This window comes from Calothrix sp. 336/3 (assembly GCF_000734895.2).
In the GTDB taxonomy this organism is placed as follows: Bacteria; Cyanobacteriota; Cyanobacteriia; order Cyanobacteriales; family Nostocaceae; genus 336-3.
Genome location: NZ_CP011382.1, coordinates 3,549,117 through 3,571,538, shown reverse-complemented (window position 1 = coordinate 3,571,538; position 22,422 = coordinate 3,549,117). Strand labels below are relative to the sequence as shown.

The window sequence follows — 22,422 nt, the reverse complement described above, 5'->3', positions numbered from 1 at the left end:
AATTCTCATAATTTAAAATTGTCAATCTTTTATAGATTGGCATTATCTTTGTGGCTGTTGCTCAGATAAGTCTCTTTTTTGTAACCAGTCTTTGCCAACTTGGATACTAATATCGGAACCGAGATTGCCCGTACTTTCAACTCTCACCTCACCAAATCCCAAAGCATTGCGTACCAAATCCGCACTACCACCATCACCCTGCTGGGCAACAATATGAGAAACTTCCAAGGGTTCATTGGACAAGCTTTTAGCGATGTAAATATTACGATATCCCGCTTTTTCCAGGATTCTCACTAGGGGACGCAGGTTAGTTTTTTCAGTACCTGTGTTGTCTTGAATCGCAATTCTTAGGGATGCAGGGTCAGTAACTGTTTCCTCCGTCTGTTCATCGGATTGAATATCAAAATGTTGTTTCATCATACTCTTGACGCGGCGATTGTCTGCAATCCAATAGCTAGCATCAAACTCTTGTTTCTCGCTAAAGCGACCGGGAAGCATGACCATTTGCATATTTGAGCGATTTGTACGCACGCCAAAACCTGCTAATGCTAATAATTCTTCCACTGTCAAGTTCGTATCAATGTGTTCTTTGACAACATTCAGAATTTGTGGTGTTTTGGCAACGGTTGTCGGGTTAAGGCTTTGATCCATGAGCGCTCGCATCACCATTTGTTGACGCTGGATACGCCCAATATCACCATTCTCGTCATGACGGAAACGTAGCAATTGCAGGGCTTGCTCACCATTTAAGTGTTGCTTCCCAGCCTTGAGATTGATATACAAGTGTTGGGAATCATCTTGATATTTCATATCTTTGGGAACATAGACAGTCACCCCTCCCAAAGCATCTATCAGTTTGCCAACCCCTAGAACATTAATTCTGATGTAGCGGTCAATACCTACTCCCGACAAAAGATTACTGGTGGTTTGAGCCGTTAATGCTGGTCCTCCAAAGGTATTGGCAGCATTTATTTTCTTGACTCCATGCCCTTCAATTTGCGTACGGGTATCGCGGGGAATAGATAGCATGGTCATTTTTTTCTTTTCTGGATCGAATCTGATCAGAAGCATGACATCAGATAAGCCATCAAAAGAATTGACTTGGGGCAGGTAGCCAAGTTTTTTTGTGTCTGTAGTGGAATTTTTGACATCTGGTGGCAAGACACTCATTCCCATAACCAGAACGTTTACAGGACGTGTGAGTTCAGAGAATTTCAAGCCATTTCCTGAGATGCGATCGCTATCAAATACTGCCGCTTGCTCAGGAGTGAGATTTGCCTGCATCAAAGGTGTACTAGTCAAAGAAACTGCCAACAACGCTCCCGCAGTAGCTGACACCATGGCAATACCGCTCATTCCCATCCAAAACCATAGCCAGCGCCCTGTTTTTGGATGACTCATATTCAGATTTTTTGTATTTGAACCGGATGCAGACGGGGAACTTCCTTGAATGGTCACAGACTTCCTCACACTTTCTGAATTAATATCTATAAATAACTGCCGTGTTGTCAGCAGAAGCATCAACCAATAATAGCTAACTATTTTATTATCAGTGGAGAGTTTTGCCTTTTAGTGTCAACCACAACACTTATAGCAGTAATTCTCCTTTCTGTGGCTAAATCCGGAGATGTTTGACCTGAAACACAATCTCATCGGGTGTTGAGATGTGTCGGCAGGTTTGATGGCTTTTGATACTCCGTAAAATCATACATAAATTATGTATCTCTGAATTACAACTATTTCCAGAGAAATATTCGGAGATAAATTAGGGATTTTGCATTCCAGTATAAATATTGAATGGAAATTTGCCACTATTCTCTAGTCGCAAATGTCAGAGTTCTGGGGAAGAAATACTGGTGTAATTTGATAACTTCTACCTATGGAACCATTTTGCTGCTAATTGGCTAAATCCTGGTAAATATATAGATTTACCTGTAATGGTACGCAAAATCAGCCAAGAACTCACTAAAAAATAACCAGAAGTGAAAAAACTGTTGAGCAGCAATAGACGTAGTGTCAAAAATTCTGAACTTGTAGCTGCGGTAGCTAAAAGTAAATAGGTGAATAGCCAGGTAAATGCCAAGGTGATTGACAGGCGACTAACGTTGAGTTGTTCCCGATTACCTTGACGGTGGTAGAGAGTCCACAAAGAGGGCAAAAAACCGATAATAGGAATTAGGTGTAAAGCCAACACAAGCCTAGAGGCTGACGTTTGTGAGTATAGTTCTGGCTCTTTAGTCATCTTGATTATTCCTGGAGAGGTAGAATTTTTCCCGATCACAAAGCCTAATCCGAACATAGAGAGATGATTGGGGGTAATGTAGTTAGAGATAATAGGCTTTATATCAGGATCTATTCTGTTGTATCCCGCAATCGGCTAAAAATGCAGACACGCAAGCTCATTGACTGGTGGCATACACTAACACCCATCGCTCGTATCGGCGCGATCGCTCTGTTTGCTCCGTTGTTAGTTCTTAATGGCTGGGCATTATCGGCTATTTTCCATTACTTTCATTCCTTGATTATCATTTTGGTGGGAGCCTCTGTATTGGCTTTTCTACTTAACTACCCTGTCACTTGGATGGAAGCTCATGGTGTCAAGCGTGAGCCCGTGGCTATTTTAGTGTTCTTAATCGCGTTATCTATTTTGTTAGCATTGGGGGTGACACTTTTTCCGCTAGCTTTGACACAGGCACAGCAATTAGTTGCCCGTCTACCAGAGTTAATCGATTCTGGACGCTCTCAGTTGATGATATTGAATGAAAAAGCTGAGAGTATGGGTTTACCGCTCAATCTTGATGCTTTATTAGTACAAATCAACGATCGCGTCAAAGGACAATTACAGGCGATCGCTGGACAAGTTTTAAATCTGGCTGTAGTTACTTTCACCAGCTTACTCGACTTTCTGTTGACTATGGTCTTGACTTTCTATCTCCTACAACATGGAGATGAGCTATGGCATAGTCTGGTGGAATGGTTACCAAAAAGATTTCGTGATCCCTTTTCAGATACTGTCCGTTTAAGTTTTCAAAATTTCTTCATCAGCCAATTAATTTCTTCAACCTGTATGGCATCAGCCTTAATTCCCATCTTTCTCTGGCTGAAAGTGCCCTTTGGTTTACTCTTTGGCTTAACTATCGGCATTATGGCGTTAGTTCCCTTCGGTGGTTCTGTAGGTATCGCTGTCACCACTTCTTTAGTCACCCTACAGGATTTCTGGATGGGGGCTAGGGTGCTGATAGCTGCCCTGATTGTCCAGCAAATTTTAGAAAACTTAATTGCACCACGAATTTTGGGGAGTTTTACGGGTTTAAATCCTGTGTGGGTATTAATTTCTGTCCTGACTGGTGCCAGAGTCGGTGGACTTTTAGGAGTTATTGTCGCAGTACCAACGGCGGTAGTCATTAAGACTGCTTTAGGTGCTTTACGTCCCACCATGGCAAATAGTGATGCCCATGAAAATTCCAACTCACAGACTGAGATAGCTGCACTCCCTGGTAAAGAGGAATCATCATCTATGAGTATTTCTCCTGGAGTTCAGAGTTGATTAACTTTGTTCTATTTGGGCTCGGCGATCGCTCCCATAAATAAAATACTACCAGTCTGATTATCTCGAATTGCCGTAAAAAAGGGACGGTCAACAATCATCCGAAAGGGTTGCTCTGCGGGGACACGGGCAGAGGTGGCGACAATTCCCACGGATGTTGCTGCTGCTGCTTCTGTCCCTTCTTCATTCACTTCCACAAAGGTTTTATGCTTAACTTGACTAATCGCCAGATTTTTTCCCATAGCGGAGAAATTGGCTTTATCTGTAAAAGCTTCACCCATACCTAAAGCTGCTAAAGCGGGCTTCAGTTGAATTTCATAGTTTATTTTAAATTTGGGTAAACGCACCAATCCTTCTCTTTTAGTAAATGAAGTCATCCATTTATCCCAATTTCCGGCATTCAAGGTTTTGACAAAATTATTTAAATTTGTATTTCGCTTGGGCAAAAAGATATACATACTAATCTTGCCATCTTTGCCATAGGGTAGGCTCACAGACTGAAATTGCTGATTCTCATAATAACGAAAGTCTCCAGACTGGGACATCATGGAGTGTTGTTGTTGCTTACCAGAAGCTAGAAAAAATGGATGGTTAGCAGTTTGTTTTTTGTCAAATTCTTGAGTCCAATTACCTTTAAAATAAATGGCATTTATCAGAAATAGAACTTGATTGGCGGGAATAGTATCAACAATATTTTTAATTTTCCCCTGGGTTTTTTCCTCTACCCATTGGTTAATTTTTCCAGCAGAGCGGGAATCTTGAAAATCTAAATTAGTAATTTTAGCTTGGTAAAAATCTCGATTTCTTTGCAAAAATCCGGATTTAAAGGCAAAATCTTTCTTCGCCCAAAGGGAATTGGCAATCTTTAATTGTACTTTTTCCTCAGGATTTTCTAATAGGGATGTCAAAGCAGAGTAGGCATTATTGACTTGGTTCAGACTAATACCCTGTAATTCTAGGGCTTTCCCCATAGCTTGCTGAGTTGTACCGCTAGCACCGTTATAAGTCATAGCTAGGGCGATCGCCACACTAGAAGGTGAAACAAAAATATTTTTCTTACTATCTTTTTTCCAAATTTCTGCAAATAACTTCCAGCCAAAGCGATTGCTCGCAGCTACAACTTTGGCATCGGGAACTGGTTTTTTTGACTTAATTTGAGATTCTGAAGCAGGTAAGCTTGGTTGGGCAACAGCACTTTGATTGTCGGTGACTGAGGAACAACCCAAAACCCCCATCAATACAATTCCAGCCGCCGCCAGAGCATAACGTCTACCTAAACGCACGCCATAGCGTCTTTGTAAAAAATTTTCCCATGTATGACCAATTTTCTGCTTCATAACCTTTCACCTTGCCGGAGTCCTTATTTTGACTATGGCATTTCTCTGGGCATGAACCCTAGGTGGTTACAGTTTTGGCAACAGGAAATATGTCATCAATCATGGATAAAATTTCCCCTAGAGATTCAGCAATTAGTCAATAAGTATTAATCACTAATTTTCGGTAGAAATTTTCTGTTTGTTTCTAGTTACTAGTGGCTTCAGAGGTGTGCCTAAACTGGGACGATTTTCTGCTGTTGGCTCTAGTAATTGTAAAACCTCAAATGCAGCTTCTTGTACCAGGACTTCTTCTTCTCGACACAGAAGCATTTGCAAGCATTGGGAGATGATTTTCTGAGTTGATAAGCCAAGGTGTTGACGACTCACTAGCTTGTGGATTTGACGTAAAGCTAACAAGCGTTTTAGAGGTTGGTGATCGGTTAATTGGCTTAATACATTATCTAAGTTATTTTCTTCCTTTGTCGAATAAAAATTAACTATTTGCCAAACCAGTAATACCAGAATGATGACAGTAGCCACACCTTGGAGAATAGCTCCAGCACCAATCCAAGGGCTAGGGGAATCTAGGCAAATAGCGATCGCCATGTAAGTACTGAAGCAGGCAAAACTTCCCCCCATGACTGCTAAAACTAAACGTCGCTGGGGATGATGTAAAGTTTTCTGGATATCAGTTAAATAACGCTGCCAATCCTGCACCTGTAGGGAGTAAGTAAGTACCATCGTCCCAATACCAACACTACTAGCTAGCAACAGTTGCCAATTCCATAACGCCATGGCTAAAAATGCTGTCATCAAGCCAAGAGTGCCCCCTGGACCCCGAAAACGCTGCCATGTTCGGGACTTGGAGCCTCCTGGCAAAAATCCTGGGGATACCCACCGAGGGAACTGATTAATTAATTGTTGCCAAGAAGACGAAGCCTGTGCCACGGTAATTACCTAGTTTTTGATCACGAAAAGTTTATGGATTCTGGAAATGGATAGGTATTTTATTTTTGATCATTAGCGGTTTTCAGGCAAGGGTCATCTTGATGGACAATCACCTTGGTGCATCTCAAAAATTCCATAATTTTTACGCAATTCCTATCTATACTGAGGCTCTCACAGAGAGTCTAGTACATAACCATAACTTTTACTTCAGGATGACCAAAAAATATCTCGTCTGTAGAGTGCGTTAAATTGTTCGATAAATTGTAGGGATATCCAGGGATACAGAGTGAGTAATCAAGCTTAGAGATAACAAATACAGAATGATAAATTCCCTATTTTTCTCTAACGCACTTTACAAATAAAGAATAGTTAGGATTTTCAGACTTACAGATTTTTGGCACTGAGTTGGAATGTGCTATCAATTCCTACCGATGTTGATGATTTACAAATGAGTTTGATGGAATTTTTAACGGCGTATGCAACTATAAGGATTAGCTGCAAAAGCAAAACTTATCAATTGTAAATTGACCATCAAAAGCGGAAAAAACAACATGATGGATATTATCTCCACTCACACTTAACAACTGATTAGGCTGGATAATAGAATCTGATTGAGCCAGGTTAGGACTGGGTAGTACTGCTTGGTGAAGGAGGTGGCGATCGCTATCGTAGGCTGACATAATAAGTTTTTGTGAACTCGTCACATAGGTACTCACAAATTTTACAGGTGAAAGAAAAGTCACCTCTAAAAGACCTCCCTTCGGACCACCCATCATCACAACCTTACCTGAATCGGTAGGAAAAGCTGGATTAGAAGGCTGAATCGCAACACAGTTTTTGAAAATCACACCCCAACTTTCATATTGATTTTTCACTGCCTCAAAGCATCTTAAATCCTGTAAGTTCAAAGATGTACAAACTGAAAATTGCCTTGATTTATGCCCTTGCTCTAGTTTTTTCGGTTCTAAAAAATGTTCAGAAAAATCGTAGTTTTGAAGATAAAGGCTGTTCAATGCAAATCGAGGTTCTCCAACATCTGAATGCAATTGAGATTGAAGATTAGCCTGTTTTAACATGACGCAATGCTCACCCATTTTCTTAAGTTTTATCAAAATTTATATACGTGTATGTAATCATTCTTTCCGCTTAAATAAGTAGATTTTTCCATCTAAAGACTAATTAGTGAATAAATCCATATTGCAGAAGAAGCTTGGGTTCTGGTTTTTATATATGGGTTTGAGATGTAAAACCCTGAGACAAATTCAGTAATCTTTCTGATAGAGTACCATAGATGGTAGACCACTAGCAGAAAAGTGCTTACAGGTCTCCATCAGGGCAAAGTATTGATGTGTCAATGTTTATAGCTGAATATGTCACAAATCTGACGTAAAAAAATACACTAAAACTTTACAGGACATCTATCTGATTTTACATATGCTTAATTTTAAAATCAGAAACGTCAATCAATACATTCGACAATAGCAGTATAAAATAAAATCAGTACAATAACGTAGTTTATTAATCAATGAGAATAATAGAATTTTATAGATAATGTAAATAAATGTGACAAAAGTCTCAATTACTATCAAGTACTAAATGTTGTAAATATAATCATTAAATATGTAGAGAATAGAGTATATTAATATTCATTAGGCAAAATTTAGAATATAAAAATCTGATGTTTATATCTTTATAGTAGAAAGGTCAGTACTAAAATATATTGATATTTTTTATCATCTCATATACCCTTACTACTATTTTCCTGTCTAAATATTTTTGAATTATTTTTCTCAATAAAATAGCTTCCAAAATATTATCGGGAAGCTAAGATTTTTCTCCAAGTATTCAGAATTATTCCGGAAACTTGTGGCAATACCTAGTTGTTGATTCGCACATCAATTACACTGGCATTAAAATTATAATTAAATCCCTCTAATTCAAAAGGCATACCGATTTTAACTTTACTGTTTCCGATGACCGGACCATTCTCAGTCAATTGAGCTTTTCCTTCTAGAGTTAGTAACATATCTGTACTAAAATTATTTTCTCTGGGGTCAGGTAATTCTTTGATAGAGCCATCCGGTTGAGGTACAGTCAGAGTTCTAGGTAATGGCGTAATGGATTTAATATCTATTTTTCCGTGGGGTTGATTACGGATAATGACATTAGTTTTTCCACCCTTAGTTAATCCTTGACTATAAAGACTTTGGGGATTACGGACATTTAAACCTCGAACAACTAAATCCACTTCAATGGGTACTGTTTTACTGCCAACTTGGGCAACAGAACCAGTGCTGCCAGGAAATAAGAAGATTCCAAAGAGAACTAGTAGAATCACTAAGGTAGCACCAACGTCTAAAAGATTAAACTTGCCGAATAGACGACCTTGAGAATCAAGCATAGCCATAATATTTGTGCCCAAATAAAAATTAGATGGTTCGTAGTATTACGAATTACAATTTGTATCGTATTGAAGGTTGGATGGAGAACTTGTCTTGGTTAATAGGTTTTTGTGAGTCTATCTAAGAATTAAGGTTCTCTGAAAATGTCAAGTTTCATACTAAGCCTTACCGCAGAATTATGACAACGGAAATGACATTTAATTTTTAGCAACCATGCGACAGATAGTTTATCACGTCAAAACACTGGGGTTACAGGGAGAAGAAAAAAGGAAGTTAAATTCCACAGAAGGGCGATAACTCCAGGAGTTGTGCGAGAAAATTGGCATCAAAGTCCAGGTTCCTAAGAATAGCTCATTTTCAAAGCCTGAATATTGCTTGAGAAAATGGGTTGGTAGGTTTCATCGATCAATTGTTTACTTTTGTTTATCTCTTACCCTATGGAGTCGGTATGGATTGGCAATGCAGGAATTTTCAGGAATTGCGTATCTCAATATACTGATTTAGGGTGGATGGCGTGAGGTGGGATAAATATTTATGCTAGGGAATGGCAAGATTTTCGCACCAAGATGCTTTGTCTCAGTATCTAGAGTTGAAAATGCAACATAATTGATTTTTGAACCGTCTTTTAGTTTTACGTTACCTTTGAACTGTTCTCCGAGTGGATTATGATTAATTGGAAAAATTTTTTTAGTAATTACAGCTTTTTCCCTCGTAGCTGGTTTTATCCATTGATTTCAGTTACTGTTGCCCTGAGTATCTGCTTAACTACAGCATTGCCAACACCTGCTTTAGAGTGGTTGCCATTGTTGCTAAGGGGAGTGCAGGTGGTTCAACTATCGAATATGTCTGCTCGTCAAGAAATGGCACTTGGTGAACAGATTAATGAACAGTTAATTAATAGTGATGTCAAGTTATATCGCAATTCCGCCATTAATAGTTATGTGCAACAAATTGGAAGACGTTTGGCAGCAGCCAGCGATCGCCCAAATCTGAACTATACTTTTCAAGTGGTCGAAGATGACGGTATCAATGCTTTTGCGACAGCAGGGGGTTACGTTTATCTGAACACGGGATTGCTGAAAACCGCAGAAAACGAAGCAGAATTAGCAAGCGTGATTGCCCACGAAATTGGACATATTGGTGGTAGACATTTAATCAAGCAAATGCAGCGAAAAGCGGTGAATGAAGGTTTACTGACTGCCACAGGTTTAGATGCTTCCCAAGCTGTAAAAATCGGTGTGGAGTTAGTACGCAACCTACCCAGTAGCCGTCAAAATGAATTTGATGCTGATAAAAGAGGTTTAAAAACTTTATCTCGTGCAGGTTATGCCCAATCGGGAATGGTTTCTTTTATGCAAAAATTATTAAGCTCTAAGAGGTCAACGCCTACTTTTCTGAGTACTCACCCAGCAACGGGCGATCGCATAACTGCTCTCCAAAAAAGTATTGCTGCTCAACCCAGTAGTAGACGTGAAGGTTTAGATACTACTAGCTATCGGGCAAATATTAGAACTTTGATTAGTCGGCAATAATCACAATTAAACAATTAAAAATTGGGGGTTGGGGATGATTTTCCCCTTTAGCCCACTAAACATTTTTTGTGGCGACTCTCATGAATATCTTCTGGATTAATCGTAGTAACAGCTTTTTCCAGGGGGAGGGTGCGAATACAGTGGCGGAAAATATTGACTTGGTAAACCAAATTATTGGTGATATCTAAAGCTGTTAACCAACCACTACGGGGATGATAAGCACCCGTGTCAATACCAATCCATCCTTTTCCTTGGGCAATTTTACCTGGAGTCACCCCCGGCAATGTAAAGGTGATAGTATGACCCACAATGATGAGTTTATCAGGGAAATAGGGTTGTTTTATACCGTGAAATTCTTCCCTAATCCAACAAAACTGCTGACTAGTTTGTTCCGCGATCGCCATTGTCGGGTCAATACCAGCATGAACTAGCCAAACATCTCCCAAATCTAGATAGGTAGGCAAAGTGCTAAACCATTCTAAATGGTCATGGGGAATAGTCGCTTCTGCGTAACTGGCAACGGTTGCTTGCCCACCACTGTACAGCCATGATTGGACAGTCGGTAAGGAAATTTGCCGATTAGTGAGAATATTTAATAACATCTGCTCATGATTTCCCAACAGACATTTGTAGGGACTATCCATGACAAATTTGACTACCTGGGAGCTTTTGGGACCACGATCAATCAAATCTCCCAAAAAATATACTTGGTCATCGCTAGAGGGGGCGATCGCTTCTAGTAGTCTCATCAACCCTTCATAGTGACCATGTACATCCCCAATCACAATACGTCGGTGGCTGGTTGCGCTCATCAGTTGTTTACTTGAATCACATTGCCGGATACTGCTGCTACAGCTTAAATTAGCGTCATTTCGCAAATTTAATTTGTATCACTCAGAAATCTCAGATTGACTTCATTATTCCCAATTTCGATAAATTTACTTACCTAAAAGACTTAATTCTTTAAATTTTATAATCCTATCTATGACTGTAAACTAATTCCACCTCTGGGGAATGTCAACATCAACACAGTTAAGGGTGTCAGTTAGTCGATGGGAGATTTTACCTGGAGAATATTGAGTAAAAGAGGAAAGGGATAGACAATATTTTACAAATCTGATTTTTTACCAGCTAGATAGTGAATGATTGTGTAGAGAAACACAAATAAGGGCAAACAAGCATTTGCCCTGAGAATAAGCATTTAGTTAACTCTAGTATCAGACAAGCTGCTTACACATTTGCCTGTTGTCGTTGGTAAAGAGACCAATATAAGCCTTTTTGTTGTAGTAATTCCGTATGGGTTCCCCGTTCGGCAATTACCCCTTTTTCCATAACTAAAATTAAATCAGCACGTTTGAGGGGAGCAAAACGGTGAGCAATCAGAAATACAGTTCTTCCCTGGGAGACTTTTTGGAGATTCTGTAGTACTTGTTGTTCCGTTTCACTATCTAGGGCGCTAGTCGCTTCATCCAGGATTAAAACTGGTGCTTGAGAAAGAAATAAACGTGCTAGGGCAATACGTTGTCTTTGTCCCCCTGATAGGGCTGTACCCCTTTCCCCAACATTGCTTTCATAACCTTGGGGAAGTTCACTGATAAAGTCATGGGCAACTGCCAGTCTAGCTGCTTCTACTACCTCTTCGGAGGTAATTTCTGGGTTACCGAGGGTGATATTTTCTAGGATGGATCCATTAAAGAGAAAATCCTCTTGCAAAACGACACCAATTTGTTGACGTAGGGAGGCTAAATCAGCACTTTTAATATCAAATCCGTCAATGAGAATTCTGCCCGATTCGATTTGGTAAAGACGTTGTAGGAGTTTTGATAGGGTGCTTTTTCCGGAACCACTACGCCCAACAATACCGATAAATTGCCCTGGTTCGGTATGGAAAGAGATGCCTCGTAGGACGGGTTCTGTTTGACTACGGTAGCGGAAAAATACTTGGTCAAAACTGATTTGTCCTTTCAGAGGTGGTAAGACTAAACCTGTACCCGGTTCTGCTTCGGGGGCAACGTTGAGGATGTCACCGATTCTATCAACAGAGAGGAGAACTTGTTGCAGGTTTTGCCAGAGTTGTACCAATCGCAGGAGGGGTCCTGTAACCCGACCAGAAAGCATCTGGAAGGCGATTAATTGACCAATGGTGAGTTTGTTTTCAATGACAAGTTTTGCCCCAAACCAGAGAATCAGGAGGTTGGAAAAGTTAGTGAGAAAGTCACCAATATTACTACTGATATTGGAAGTTGTGGAAGCTTTAAAACCTGTACGAATGAAACGAGCAAATAAACCTTCCCAGCGATCGCGGGCAACAGGTTCGGCTGCATGTGCCTTGACGGAGTGAATACCTGTAACTGTTTCTACTAAGAATGATTGGCTGTCAGCACTACGATTAAAGGTTTCATTCAGCCAGTTACGTAAAATTGGTGTAGCTGTTAATGTCAGTATGGCAAAGAGGGGTAGGACTCCGAGGGCAACTAGGGTGAGGGGTATATTGTAGTAAAACATCAATGCCAGGTAAACTACGGCAAAGATGCTATCGAGAACAACAGTTAAGGCTGTACCTGTGAGAAATTGGCGAATTTGCTCTAATTCCTGTACCCTAGCGACAGTATCCCCGACGCGACGGGATTCAAAGTAGGCAAGGGGCAAACGCATCAGGTGTCGAAACAGCTGTGCTGAGAGACTTAAGTCTAAACGCCGAGCCGTATGGGTAAAGACAAATAGACGCAGAATACCCAGAATGGCTTCAAATAGGGAGACAACTAACAGAGCGATCGCCATCACATCTAAGGTGGGTAAACTCTCCTGTACCATCACCTTATCTATTACCACCTGGGTAATTAATGGTGTCGTCAACCCTAGTAACTGCAAGGTAAAGGATGCGAGCAGTACTTCACCTAAAAGTTTCCGGTATTGCCATACTGCCGGCAAAAACCAAGCCAGGTTAAACTTTTCTTGTTGATTAATTAATTCTACCTGCCAAAGCTGACCATTCCAGGCGGCTTCTACCAGGGACTGAGGTATAACTTCACACTGACAATCCGGATTCAAGGGATTCGCAATAATTAGGCTATTTCCCCTAAATCCATATACCACTACCCAGCTAGATTGCTGCCAGTGCATTAAAGCTGGAAAGGATAGCTGACGTAAATCCTGCCAACTTACCTGTAAACGTCGTAGAAGAAAACCCAATTTTTCGGCGGTTTCCGTCAAGTTTTTCGGACTTTGTCCCCGAAGTTGTCGCTGTACCCACTCCAGACTCACAGGATTATCTAATTGCTGTGCCACCATCGTTAGACAAGCAGCAGCAGTCTGCCAACTCGACACAAAAGGATAGTTTAAAGAGGAGGAAACAGTACGCACAGCTTTTGCCTGGGTGGGTGCTTCCCCAACTTCTAGCGGTGTTTGTACTACCGTAGAATAACTATCAGACTCTAGGGAGGAGGTGACAGAAGTTTTCCCCTGTAACCAAAATTCCTCAATTTCAGGTGTGGAAATTTCTTTCCATAGGGAAATGTGCCAACGAGCGATAATTACTTCCTTGCTGGCAGCAACTGCTTTACACTCTACTGGTAACGGACTGAAATCTCCAAACCAATCCCCTGTCTGCAAAGTTCCTAGGGGTTTGCCAGTTTCCTCTCCCCGTAGACGCACCTTACCAGAGATAATTAAAAATTGATAACCAACCTCGTCTTGATACCAAATCTTTTCTCCCAGAGTAAAACGACAAGTTTCAATATCTGCTTGTAAAAGGTTACGTTGTCGAGTATCCAGCCAAGATAGTGGTGGGTTTTCCCACGGTAAAGCAGCTAGCACTTGATGTTTCCAGGATTCATCCTCTGGAGGTTTTAGCTTACCTGTAATTTGACTGTCAGCTTTTGAATTTTCTGGGCTAGCCATTTCTCAAACAACTCATTTTGTAGTGCTTGTTTTAGTTGAGTATCTTCTAATGATGCTGGCAGAAATTGCTCTATACGAAACAAACCATAGCGCTCTTCGAGTTTAATAGGTCCGACTAACTCGCCTGGTTTCGCGATGTCAATTACTGCCCTGAGAATATCAGGTAATGTACCACGACTCACTGGTCCCATCATCCCGTTTACCATACGATCATCTGTGAGGGAATATTCTTTTGCCAAATTTTCAAAGCTTGTGCCTTCTTCAATTTGTGCTTGTAATTCCTCTGCCAACTCTTGCTGATCGACAATAATCCGCGAGATAATCACCCGATCCAAAAAAATTTTTCTCTCAATAAAGTATTCTTGAAGTTTCGGTTCGGTAATTAGCGATTTTAACTTTTCTAATTGAAACCCTAGGGTAACGGTGGCGTGAAAAGTTGTGTAATCTGTACCGTTATTTTGTAGCCATTCCTGAAAGCTTTTAGGGTCAGTTAATTGGTTCTGCAAGCGGAAGTCAATGATAGCTTGCTCGGTAATTGCCGAATTAACGGTAATATCTTCCCTGCTTTGAATTTCCTGCTCAATAACGTGTTGACGGAGAATATCACCGATAAACTGACCTAACTTTCCAGATGTTTGCAGATATTTTACAACCTGTCCCGCAGAAATTGCTTGATCATCTATGGTCAAAAATGATGAAGATTCCATAAAGCTTGTAAGTAGATAAACGGAAACACATAAATTGGGAACTTATTCATCAGAGAAAACTCGGAAGAATGGCTTCTATCTCTCTCTGAAGAAACTACTGCCATCATAAGCATAGGCAAGGAAGATGGGCAATAATCGCCAAATGCACACAGGTAATTTTTGTTACCGTTATCGGAATTACCAGGTAAATGAGGAGATGGACTAATCATCAAACATGGGCAAAACTTTCCCCAGTTATCATTACAAGAAAAATCACTATAGCTGACAGCAAGCTGCGACGAAGCGATGATTTTCCCTGCCATACCTGAGAATCGAAGCGAGAACAAAATATATTTTTACCATGTTGTTACAAACTAACTACCATCCATAACCAAGCACAGAGTGTGGCAGCGATCGCCCCAATCAACGTGTTTATGACATTAACTAATTCATTAGTCAACCAGGTATATCTGGATTGAAGTGTTGCACCAATGACACTTTCGAGATTTGTGGCGATAAATGCAGCTAGTACACACCACAGGATACTTAGCAAGTCAATCATACCCACACCCCAAGCCACCATGGCGATCGCAATCGATGCTAGTACACCCGCTAATGTACCTTCTAAACTAACTGCTCCTTCGGTTCCCCTGGGGACGGGTTGTAGGGTTGTAATCAGAAAAGTTCGCTGACCGTAGGCTTTACCCACTTCACTAGCGCAGGTGTCTGCAAGCTTTGTACTGAAACTAGCTACATAACCCAATATTAGTAGGGAATTAAGATTTTGGGGCAACAAACCAGCTGAAATTAAGGCGACTCCGACAGCACAGACAGCTCCAACAGCTGCTGAACCCCAAACATTTTCGGGTCCCCTAGCTCCGGAGCGCTTCTCGGCAATCCCTGCGGCTTCTTTCTCTGCCATCCCAATACGTGTTACTAGGGAACCAACTAAAAAATAGAACACCACAACTAGATATCCTTGCCATCCCAAAACTCCCCAAATCAATACACCCAACACCCAAGCATGAAGTATACCTGCTGGGGTGAGAAGTTTTTTGGGTGCAAACCAAACCAAACCTAACAGAACTGCGTTTAAGCCAGCTGCAATTAACCAAGGAGAGGCAGCGAAATTAGTCAAATTTCCAAAAAGAGGCATCTCTACTTTTTCCTTTTTTTGCCAGAGTATCAAAAGAATAGCTAATTTGGGGTAACTGAGTGGATTGCCCCATCCCCCCTATTTCGGCAAGAGGTTAAAGGAAATCAGAGAGAGGATGGGGTTTCATAGGGTTGATTTCAGAAGATAAAAAGATTCAGAGTGAGATAAATAGCAAATAAGGTTAATAAAAAAAGATTTATGCCAATAATAAGCAGAAAATCACCTTTAACAATCGGTTTTATTTTCTAGAAATATTTCTATATTGATAATCTTCTATTCAGATTTTGTAAAGAAAGTATAAATTTTCTCTAGAGAACAAGAAAATATGCTGATTGAAACCATCTATACTTTAAAGTTTCAGTAAATTTTTCATGTGCTTTAAGTAAATTTTGGCACTATAAAGTATTTCTATCATCAAATAATTAGAATTATAGATTTTAATCAGATATAGGTATAAAAGGTAGTCATTTTTCAGGTATGACAGTTAATGTTTCTTCCCTAGACAAAGCTCTGAGTATTAACCCTACAAATCAAACCCTTGTCTTTACTGATAGTATTAATAGTACTGACGGTGGGGATATTTATAATTTTACTTTAGGCGCTCGCAGCAGTTTACAGCTTGACCTCAAAGGTTTAAGTGCTGATGCGGATATAGATTTAATATTAGATACAAATAATAATCAAATAGTTGATGATGGTGAGGTTATAGCTTATTCCAATATAGGTGGTAATAATCCTGAATCGATTACTAAAATTTTGGATGCAGGTAATTACTATATCCGTATTTACCCTTACGGTAATGCTGCAACCGACTACAAATTAACTGTTGGTGTAACTGCTTTAGATTATGGGGGAAATTCCTTCACAACAGCTAAGGAAATTGATTTAGGCACAGAATCGACGAATATTAGCGATTGGTTAGGAATATCTGACTCTAATGACTATTATAAATTTAGTCTAAATAGTAGCAGCAATATCAACTTGAGCCTGAAAAACTTGAGCGGAGATGCAGATATACGCTTATTTAATGCTCAAGGTAATCTGATAGCTAGTTCTGCAAATTTGGGTAAAGTTGTAGAGACAATCAATACTAATTTAAACAAGGGGACTTATTATCTCCAGGTTTATACTTATGGGGGTAGTGAAACTTTCTATGATTTGAGTGTCTCCAGTCAAACCCTAGTAGGTTCGACTGAGATTGTCACACCTTTGACAAGTAGTAGTACCAGAATTGAAGCTGGAAATTTAAGAGCCAATACCTTTACTTACAAAGCAGGATATAGTCTGACAGTTTTTTCGGGAAATGGGAATGTCGATTACAACACAGGTAAAAGGGATGTCTTGGATTTATCTGGTATTGCTTCAACTTCTGTGACTCTTAGTTTGGCGACTCTCACGAGTGGAGGTGTAGTATATAACACAGGTGACGGTGTCGATCGCCTATTTGATGTCATTACCCTAGCCAATAAGACACAAATTTATTTTGAAAACATTGATGTAATTAAATTTAGTGACAAAGTCATTAATTTATCCGTCATCCCGAATGATCCTTTCTACAATCAACAGTGGAATTTGAACATGACTGGTGTTCATAACGCTTGGCGAATGACTACTGGTTCCACCAAGGTACTGATTGGGATTGGAGATACGGGTATCGCTAGAAACAGCAATGGTGGTATTAATCCAGATTTACGCTACACCTATACGCTCGACCAAAATACCATAGATGAGTCTTCAGAAGAATCCCACGGAACTCTTACCCAGGGAATCATTGCAGGTAGAGCCAATAATAAACTAGGTATTACCCCCATCAACTGGAATTCCCCGGTGAGAATGGTGGATGTCATTGGTGGTAATCCTGGTGATCAAACCCTAGGGGGAGCAGCTCAGATTATCATTAATGAAGCCAAGAAAAATGGACAGTTGGCAGTAATTAACCTCAGTGTTTCCGGTGGCAATGTTACAGAAATTGAGAAAATTATTAGTAGCAACCAAGATAAAGCCCTATTTGTGATTGCTGCTGGGAATGGTGATCAAAATGAACTTACCGATCTTGCCTACTTAAGTAAAAAATATGGCAATGTGATTTCCGTAGGTGCAGTCTGGGGAACTAAAGATTACTACGGTAATTCCAAAACCCCAGGAACCCGCATTTCCTACAGCGATCCAGTTTGGTGGGGTTCCAATTACGGAGATGGTTTAACCCTGGTTGCACCTTCAGAGTTTGTCAGTTTGAATGCAACTCGTGATGCCAATGGCAATATTATTTTTAGTAATGATGGTTATTTCAATGGCACATCCGCTTCAACTGCCATGGTATCAGGGATTGCCTCCTTGGTTTGGAGTGCGAACCCTAACCTCAACGCTAAACAAGTCAAGCAAATATTAGTACAAACAGCCTATGACGTGGGTACACCAGTAGAATATGGTGCAGGTGTTATCAATGCTGATGCTGCGATTCGTAGAGCATTGGCGATCGCCAGAATTGCAGTGAATAGCACTAAAGTCATATCCACCTAATCTTTAATCACATAGAGATTACGGAAGAATTGGGTGTGATACTTCACTAATCTAATTTCCATAGTTTTCATGAGATGGGTTAAACGCCCATCTTTTTTTGTCAGTACAAGAATTCAGTATTTTTATTTAGGTAAATAAATAGGAAGTTTGTAAGTAAAAAGTCTCCTAGTTTATAGAAATCCTCATATAGCTCATTTTCTAATATTTTTATATGATTTCTCAGCTTTAAAACCATAATCATTATCTCGGCATTTATGAGGAATTGCTCTGTATTCTCATCACCATAAAATGCTGAAGTTACTGACAATATATGCAGTAGTTTGACGTAGGTGTTTCAAATATAAAGTTAAAAAAAATACGCATTTTTAACATAGCTGTATCGCCACAAACAAAAGCAGCATAGAAATACATTTTTCAATTTTCTGAAAAGAGAAAAATCAGCCCTTGAATTCTTAAGGGCGATCAGGGTGCGTTCCAGACGTTTTTATGAGCAAAGGACGCAGAAATCACTATGCCTTCTAATATTTCTGTAAACTCTTTCAGTAAGGCGAAAGATTTAAATATTGCATCATTACCTGTAACAATTACTGATTGGGTTGGAGGGCGAGAAACCAATGATTATTATAAAATTAGTTTTACAAATCGAAGTAGTTTCAATGTTGTTATAGATAAACTTTCAGCAGATGCTGACTTGCAATTACTGAATAGTCAGGGTGATGTAGTTGTAGGTTCCTATAACAGGAATATTAGTACAGAAACTATCAATAGAAAACTCGATGCAGGTACTTACTATATTCGAGTTTATCAAGTTGGGCGAACCACTGCTGCCTATCGTTTACAAATGTCTCTGAATGAAGCACCACAAAGCTTACAATTCAGCACGGATAAAATCACCTACAGTTCGGGGGAAACTGTCAAGCTAGTTAATACTAACGTTTTTGACAGAAATGGAGTCAAAGATTTAACTAGGGTAGACTTGTGGTTAAAAAAAGAGGGTAATGCTTGGCAAAATATTAGCGATGTTACTAGTTTTTTGATAAATCAAAGTGATAATCGTCAAGGAACTTTTAGCTATGATTTGCAGGGTTTAGGTGCGGGGAAATATCAACTCTGGGGTATAGCTTATGATAAATCCGGGAATGGAAGTAATGATGTCTTTAGCAGTTTTGATGTAGTTGGTACTCAAGACTGGTTTGACGAGAATATTCTTGATGGTGGTATTCGACAGACAGCAAGGGCAAGATTTGCGGATAAAGTCATTGATCGCAACGATATGATAGCTATATTGAGGAGTAGCAAGGATAATAATGCTGTTGATAGTACGGAATTGACAGACTTACAAACATTACTGAAAAATTCTTCCTATCTACAAATACCCGAACACGTCAAAGTACTAACAGGTAAGGTATTGGGTAGTCAAGTCGCAAACCAAAAGTACCAGGGTAAGCAACTAGGTAACTTATCTATTGGTAGTAGTGATGTGCAATTAGAAAATTTGATTAGTAAGTGGTTTTTAGGTGGCGATCGCCCTACTACCACCTATAAATATCAGTATGCTAGTGGTTCCTTATTTCAAAATGGCATTGCCTATCAAGATATCAAACAAGGTGACTTAGATAACTGTTATTTTCTGTCCAGTTTAGCAGCAACAGCTTTCCGAACTCCTAATACTATCAAAAATATGTTTATTGATAATGGTGACGGAACTTTTACCGTGCGTTTTTGGCAAAACGGGCAAGCTGATTATGTCACAGTTGATAGATATTTACCAACTAGTATCACAGGATATTTTGTCTATGCTAGTAAAGGTAGTCACTATCAAAATGCTAACAATGAATTATGGGTAGCACTAGCAGAAAAAGCCTATGCTCAACTTAATGAATCTGGTTGGATTTATCAAGATAATACAAATTCCTATAACGGGATTGCTGAAGGCTATGCGAGTGATGCATTAATGCAAATTACTGGGCTAAAATCTGCTAGTAATTCACTCAATTTACAAAATATTCTCAGTGCTTTCAATTCCGGACAACTGATTAGTTTTGCCACTAAATCTAATGTTCCATCTTTTATGGTAGCAGGGCACGCTTATACCTTAGTTGGGTATAATTCTAGTTCTCAGACTTTTCAGCTTTTCAACCCTTGGGGTGTGGATAATTATACGTCTAAGCCAGGTATTTTACAACTCAAATGGTCTGACATGCAAGCTTATTTAAGTTATTGGGAAGGCACTACAAATCGTGTAGTTTCTACCTAGTCTCACCGATATTTTATCTATATATACTCATTTCTTAAGTAAAATGGGTATATTTTTTTGTTTTTACAAGTAGGCAGCTTTAATCAAAGTTAGGATGTATTATATGTAGCCGCAACGCCTCAAAGTCCTCTTCTACATGGATTATGCTGCGCTAACCCATCCTACATATCTTTTATATTTAATTGCACCTTCCTGCTTAAAATTGTGATATCTAATTTTACTTTGATTGATATAGTAAGTATGAAAAATCCAATGTACTTAGGTATTACATAAATACCTGAAAAAGCAAAGTATATACAAAAAATACATTTAATTTATATATATCAATAATAGCTTTGAGAAATATTTTTATCTAATCATAATTCTGTAAAGATAATTTCATTTTTTTATATCAAATATAGTATTTTTTATTTAAGAGAGAAATAATATGGATAGAACATCTCTCTATACTTGTCAGTTCAAGTATTAATTAATCAAGCTTCACTTAGGGAGAATAGATGTTAGTGAGATTCTCTGAGTAATTGCCTTAATTATCATGCCTTGATATGCCTCTACATCAATTCACATTAGTTTGGGGTTATAATAATTATGGGGTTCGATGTTGCTAGTAAAAATGATTTTGACAGTCAAGGTTTAAATGTCAATTCTCTGAGTTTAGGGAATAATAGTGAATTTGGAAATGATTTAAATATACGTTGGAGCCGTAGTAGTTATACCAACGATATCAGCGAGAATAATTATACTAATCCAGTATCCGCAGAAAAAGCAGATTTAGCAATTCAAAATCCCACTGCTCCAACTATTGCTACTCCTGGCAGTAGTATTGAGATTAGCTATCAAATCACAAATATTGGGACTAATAATACTAGCTTTAATTATACTAGTCTTTACCTGTCTAAAGATGAGAGTATTAGTAGTGATGATAAACTACTGGGTTTTAACTGGATTGGCAGTTTAGATGCAGGTAGTTCGATTAATAAATCTCAAACTTTGAGTTTAGATACTAATTTAGATACGGGTAATTATTATTTATTATATAAAGCCGATGCTCTAGATAATATTTTTGGCTTAGAAGATAGCAATAATGTTGCCACAAGGCAAATTACAATTACTTCTGCTAATAGTCAGGGGTATAATTCTAACTCAGGATATGGTTTAGTAAATGCAGCTGCGGCAGTGAGTAAAGCTGTAGGTCAAAATACCTTTGCTGATGTACCTGATTTGGGTGGAAATGATTGGGGTTCGGATATGGTGAAAGCACCAGAGTCATGGGCAAAGGGCTATACTGGCAAGGGTGTGGTAGTTGCAGTTTTAGATACTGGTGTTGACCGCAACCATACAGATTTAAAGCAAAATATTTGGACGAATAGTAAAGAAATTGCTGGTAATGGGATTGATGATGATGGCAATGGTTATGTAGATGATTCTTACGGTTGGAATTTTGATAGTAATAACAATAATACTTTAGATGTGGATGGTCATGGAACCCACGTTTCGGGAACGATCGCGGGTGCAAATAATGGTACCGGGGTGACAGGTGTTGCCCATGGTGCGAAAATTATGCCTGTGAAGGTGTTAGATGACAATGGTTCGGGAAGCTATAGCGCGATCGCCAAAGGAATCTATTATGCTGTGGATAATGGTGCTAACGTCATTAACTTGAGTCTCGGTAGTTCCTATCCCAACAGTGAGCTAGAAAAAGCCATTCAATATGCTAGTAGTAAAAATGTAGTCGTAGTAATGGCAGCTGGTAATAGTGGTGGTTCAGCTCCGGTTTATCCGGCGCGCTATGCTAAAAATTATGGTATTGCGGTGGGTGCAGTCGATCAAGGTGGTAATTTAGCTAGTTTTTCTAACCGAGCAGGTTCTAATCAGTTAGAGTATGTTACCGCACCTGGGGTGAATGTCTATTCGACTCTACCAGGTAATAAATATGGTAGTTATAGTGGTACTTCCATGGCAACCCCCCATGTTGCGGGAGTTGTTGCTTTGATGCTGAGTGCTAACCCCAATTTAACTGAGGCTCAAGTTCGAGATATCCTGGCAAGTACATCGGGGAATAGTACCCAAGGAAAAAGTACCACTGGGTGGGATATTGGTGTCATTGGTAAGACTTGGCAAATGTAAGCGGCGATCGCGCTCTTCAATTCTCAAGACG

General features: G+C 39.4%; 14 protein-coding genes and 1 pseudogene. 5 read left to right on the top strand and 10 right to left on the bottom strand.

From position 1 onward, the window contains the following. Positions 1-42: 42 nt before the first annotated feature. Positions 43-1,458, bottom strand: coding sequence for an LCP family protein (locus tag IJ00_RS15005; RefSeq protein ID WP_371259647.1), 1,416 nt, complete (start codon positions 1,456-1,458; stop codon positions 43-45). A gap of 415 nt (positions 1,459-1,873) precedes the next feature. Beyond that, positions 1,874-2,242, bottom strand: coding sequence for a hypothetical protein (locus IJ00_RS15000; RefSeq protein WP_035154280.1), 369 nt, complete (start codon positions 2,240-2,242; stop codon positions 1,874-1,876). Positions 2,243-2,383: 141 nt separating this feature from the next. On the opposite strand from IJ00_RS15000, the gene IJ00_RS14995 reads away from it, so the two are divergent. Next, positions 2,384-3,547, top strand: coding sequence for an AI-2E family transporter (locus IJ00_RS14995; protein ID WP_035154277.1), 1,164 nt, complete (start codon positions 2,384-2,386; stop codon positions 3,545-3,547). An 11-nt stretch (positions 3,548-3,558) separates the two neighbouring features. Here IJ00_RS14995 and IJ00_RS14990 read toward each other — a convergent pair whose 3' ends face one another. From IJ00_RS14990 to IJ00_RS14975, 4 genes and pseudogenes are all read right to left on the bottom strand, one after another. Further along, positions 3,559-4,884 carry a serpin family protein gene (locus IJ00_RS14990; RefSeq protein ID WP_035154275.1) on the bottom strand — a complete coding sequence of 442 codons (1,326 nt, stop codon included), beginning with the start codon at positions 4,882-4,884 and terminating at the stop codon, positions 3,559-3,561. 153 nt (positions 4,885-5,037) lie between these two features. Continuing rightward, the gene (locus IJ00_RS14985) at positions 5,038-5,811 is read right to left on the bottom strand and encodes a hypothetical protein (RefSeq protein ID WP_035154273.1); all 774 of its coding nucleotides are present in this window, start codon (positions 5,809-5,811) and stop codon (positions 5,038-5,040) included. Positions 5,812-6,302: 491 nt separating this feature from the next. Then, positions 6,303-6,728 (bottom strand): annotated as a pseudogene (locus IJ00_RS14980) (hypothetical protein); the annotation flags it as partial. Between the two features lie 959 nt (positions 6,729-7,687). After that, positions 7,688-8,218, bottom strand: coding sequence for a DUF4330 domain-containing protein (locus IJ00_RS14975; RefSeq protein ID WP_035154268.1), 531 nt, complete (start codon positions 8,216-8,218; stop codon positions 7,688-7,690). A gap of 660 nt (positions 8,219-8,878) precedes the next feature. Between IJ00_RS14975 and IJ00_RS14970 the strand changes: the two genes are divergently transcribed. Further along, positions 8,879-9,745: a M48 family metallopeptidase gene (locus tag IJ00_RS14970; RefSeq protein WP_035154266.1), complete on the top strand. Its 867-nt coding sequence runs from the start codon at positions 8,879-8,881 to the stop codon at positions 9,743-9,745. Between the two features lie 47 nt (positions 9,746-9,792). Here IJ00_RS14970 and IJ00_RS14965 read toward each other — a convergent pair whose 3' ends face one another. The 4 genes from IJ00_RS14965 to IJ00_RS14950 form a co-directional block, all read right to left on the bottom strand. Further along, on the bottom strand, positions 9,793-10,557 hold the full coding sequence (locus IJ00_RS14965) for a metallophosphoesterase family protein (RefSeq protein ID WP_035154265.1): 765 nt from the start codon (positions 10,555-10,557) through the stop codon (positions 9,793-9,795). A 418-nt stretch (positions 10,558-10,975) separates the two neighbouring features. Further along, positions 10,976-13,645, bottom strand: a complete 2,670-nt coding sequence (locus IJ00_RS14960) for a type I secretion system permease/ATPase (RefSeq protein ID WP_035154262.1) — start codon at positions 13,643-13,645, stop codon at positions 10,976-10,978. Next, on the bottom strand, positions 13,594-14,352 hold the full coding sequence (locus IJ00_RS14955; protein ID WP_035154261.1) for a peptidylprolyl isomerase: 759 nt from the start codon (positions 14,350-14,352) through the stop codon (positions 13,594-13,596). The genes IJ00_RS14960 and IJ00_RS14955 overlap by 52 nt, the downstream gene beginning before the upstream one ends. A gap of 346 nt (positions 14,353-14,698) precedes the next feature. Beyond that, on the bottom strand, positions 14,699-15,487 hold the full coding sequence (locus IJ00_RS14950; RefSeq protein ID WP_035154259.1) for a TIGR00297 family protein: 789 nt from the start codon (positions 15,485-15,487) through the stop codon (positions 14,699-14,701). A 477-nt stretch (positions 15,488-15,964) separates the two neighbouring features. Here IJ00_RS14950 and IJ00_RS14945 point away from each other — a divergent pair, with 477 nt between their 5' ends. From IJ00_RS14945 to IJ00_RS27785, 3 genes are all read left to right on the top strand, one after another. Continuing rightward, positions 15,965-18,007 (top strand): S8 family serine peptidase, encoded by a 2,043-nt coding sequence (locus IJ00_RS14945; protein WP_035154257.1) that lies wholly within the window; start codon positions 15,965-15,967, stop codon positions 18,005-18,007. Positions 18,008-18,518: 511 nt separating this feature from the next. Continuing rightward, complete coding sequence (locus IJ00_RS14935; protein ID WP_035154255.1) at positions 18,519-20,264, top strand: C2 family cysteine protease; 1,746 nt, start codon at positions 18,519-18,521, stop codon at positions 20,262-20,264. Between the two features lie 588 nt (positions 20,265-20,852). Continuing rightward, positions 20,853-22,391, top strand: coding sequence for a S8 family serine peptidase (locus IJ00_RS27785; RefSeq protein ID WP_046814825.1), 1,539 nt, complete (start codon positions 20,853-20,855; stop codon positions 22,389-22,391). Positions 22,392-22,422: the final 31 nt, after the last annotated feature.

Bases quoted from the DNA above. Each gene is read 5' to 3' on its own strand.
- IJ00_RS14975 (WP_035154268.1), bottom strand. From the start codon at position 8,218: ATGGCTATGCTTGATTCTCAAGGTCGTCTATTCGGCAAGTTTAATCTT.
- IJ00_RS14995 (WP_035154277.1), top strand. From the start codon at position 2,384: ATGCAGACACGCAAGCTCATTGACTGGTGGCATACACTAACACCCATC.
- IJ00_RS14950 (WP_035154259.1), bottom strand. From the start codon at position 15,487: ATGCCTCTTTTTGGAAATTTGACTAATTTCGCTGCCTCTCCTTGGTTA.
- IJ00_RS27785 (WP_046814825.1), top strand. From the start codon at position 20,853: ATGGGGTTCGATGTTGCTAGTAAAAATGATTTTGACAGTCAAGGTTTA.
- IJ00_RS14960 (WP_035154262.1), bottom strand. From the start codon at position 13,645: ATGGCTAGCCCAGAAAATTCAAAAGCTGACAGTCAAATTACAGGTAAG.
- IJ00_RS14965 (WP_035154265.1), bottom strand. From the start codon at position 10,557: ATGAGCGCAACCAGCCACCGACGTATTGTGATTGGGGATGTACATGGT.
- IJ00_RS14990 (WP_035154275.1), bottom strand. From the start codon at position 4,884: ATGAAGCAGAAAATTGGTCATACATGGGAAAATTTTTTACAAAGACGC.
- IJ00_RS14935 (WP_035154255.1), top strand. From the start codon at position 18,519: ATGCCTTCTAATATTTCTGTAAACTCTTTCAGTAAGGCGAAAGATTTA.
- IJ00_RS15000 (WP_035154280.1), bottom strand. From the start codon at position 2,242: ATGACTAAAGAGCCAGAACTATACTCACAAACGTCAGCCTCTAGGCTT.
- IJ00_RS14945 (WP_035154257.1), top strand. From the start codon at position 15,965: ATGACAGTTAATGTTTCTTCCCTAGACAAAGCTCTGAGTATTAACCCT.
- IJ00_RS14970 (WP_035154266.1), top strand. From the start codon at position 8,879: ATGATTAATTGGAAAAATTTTTTTAGTAATTACAGCTTTTTCCCTCGT.
- IJ00_RS14955 (WP_035154261.1), bottom strand. From the start codon at position 14,352: ATGGAATCTTCATCATTTTTGACCATAGATGATCAAGCAATTTCTGCG.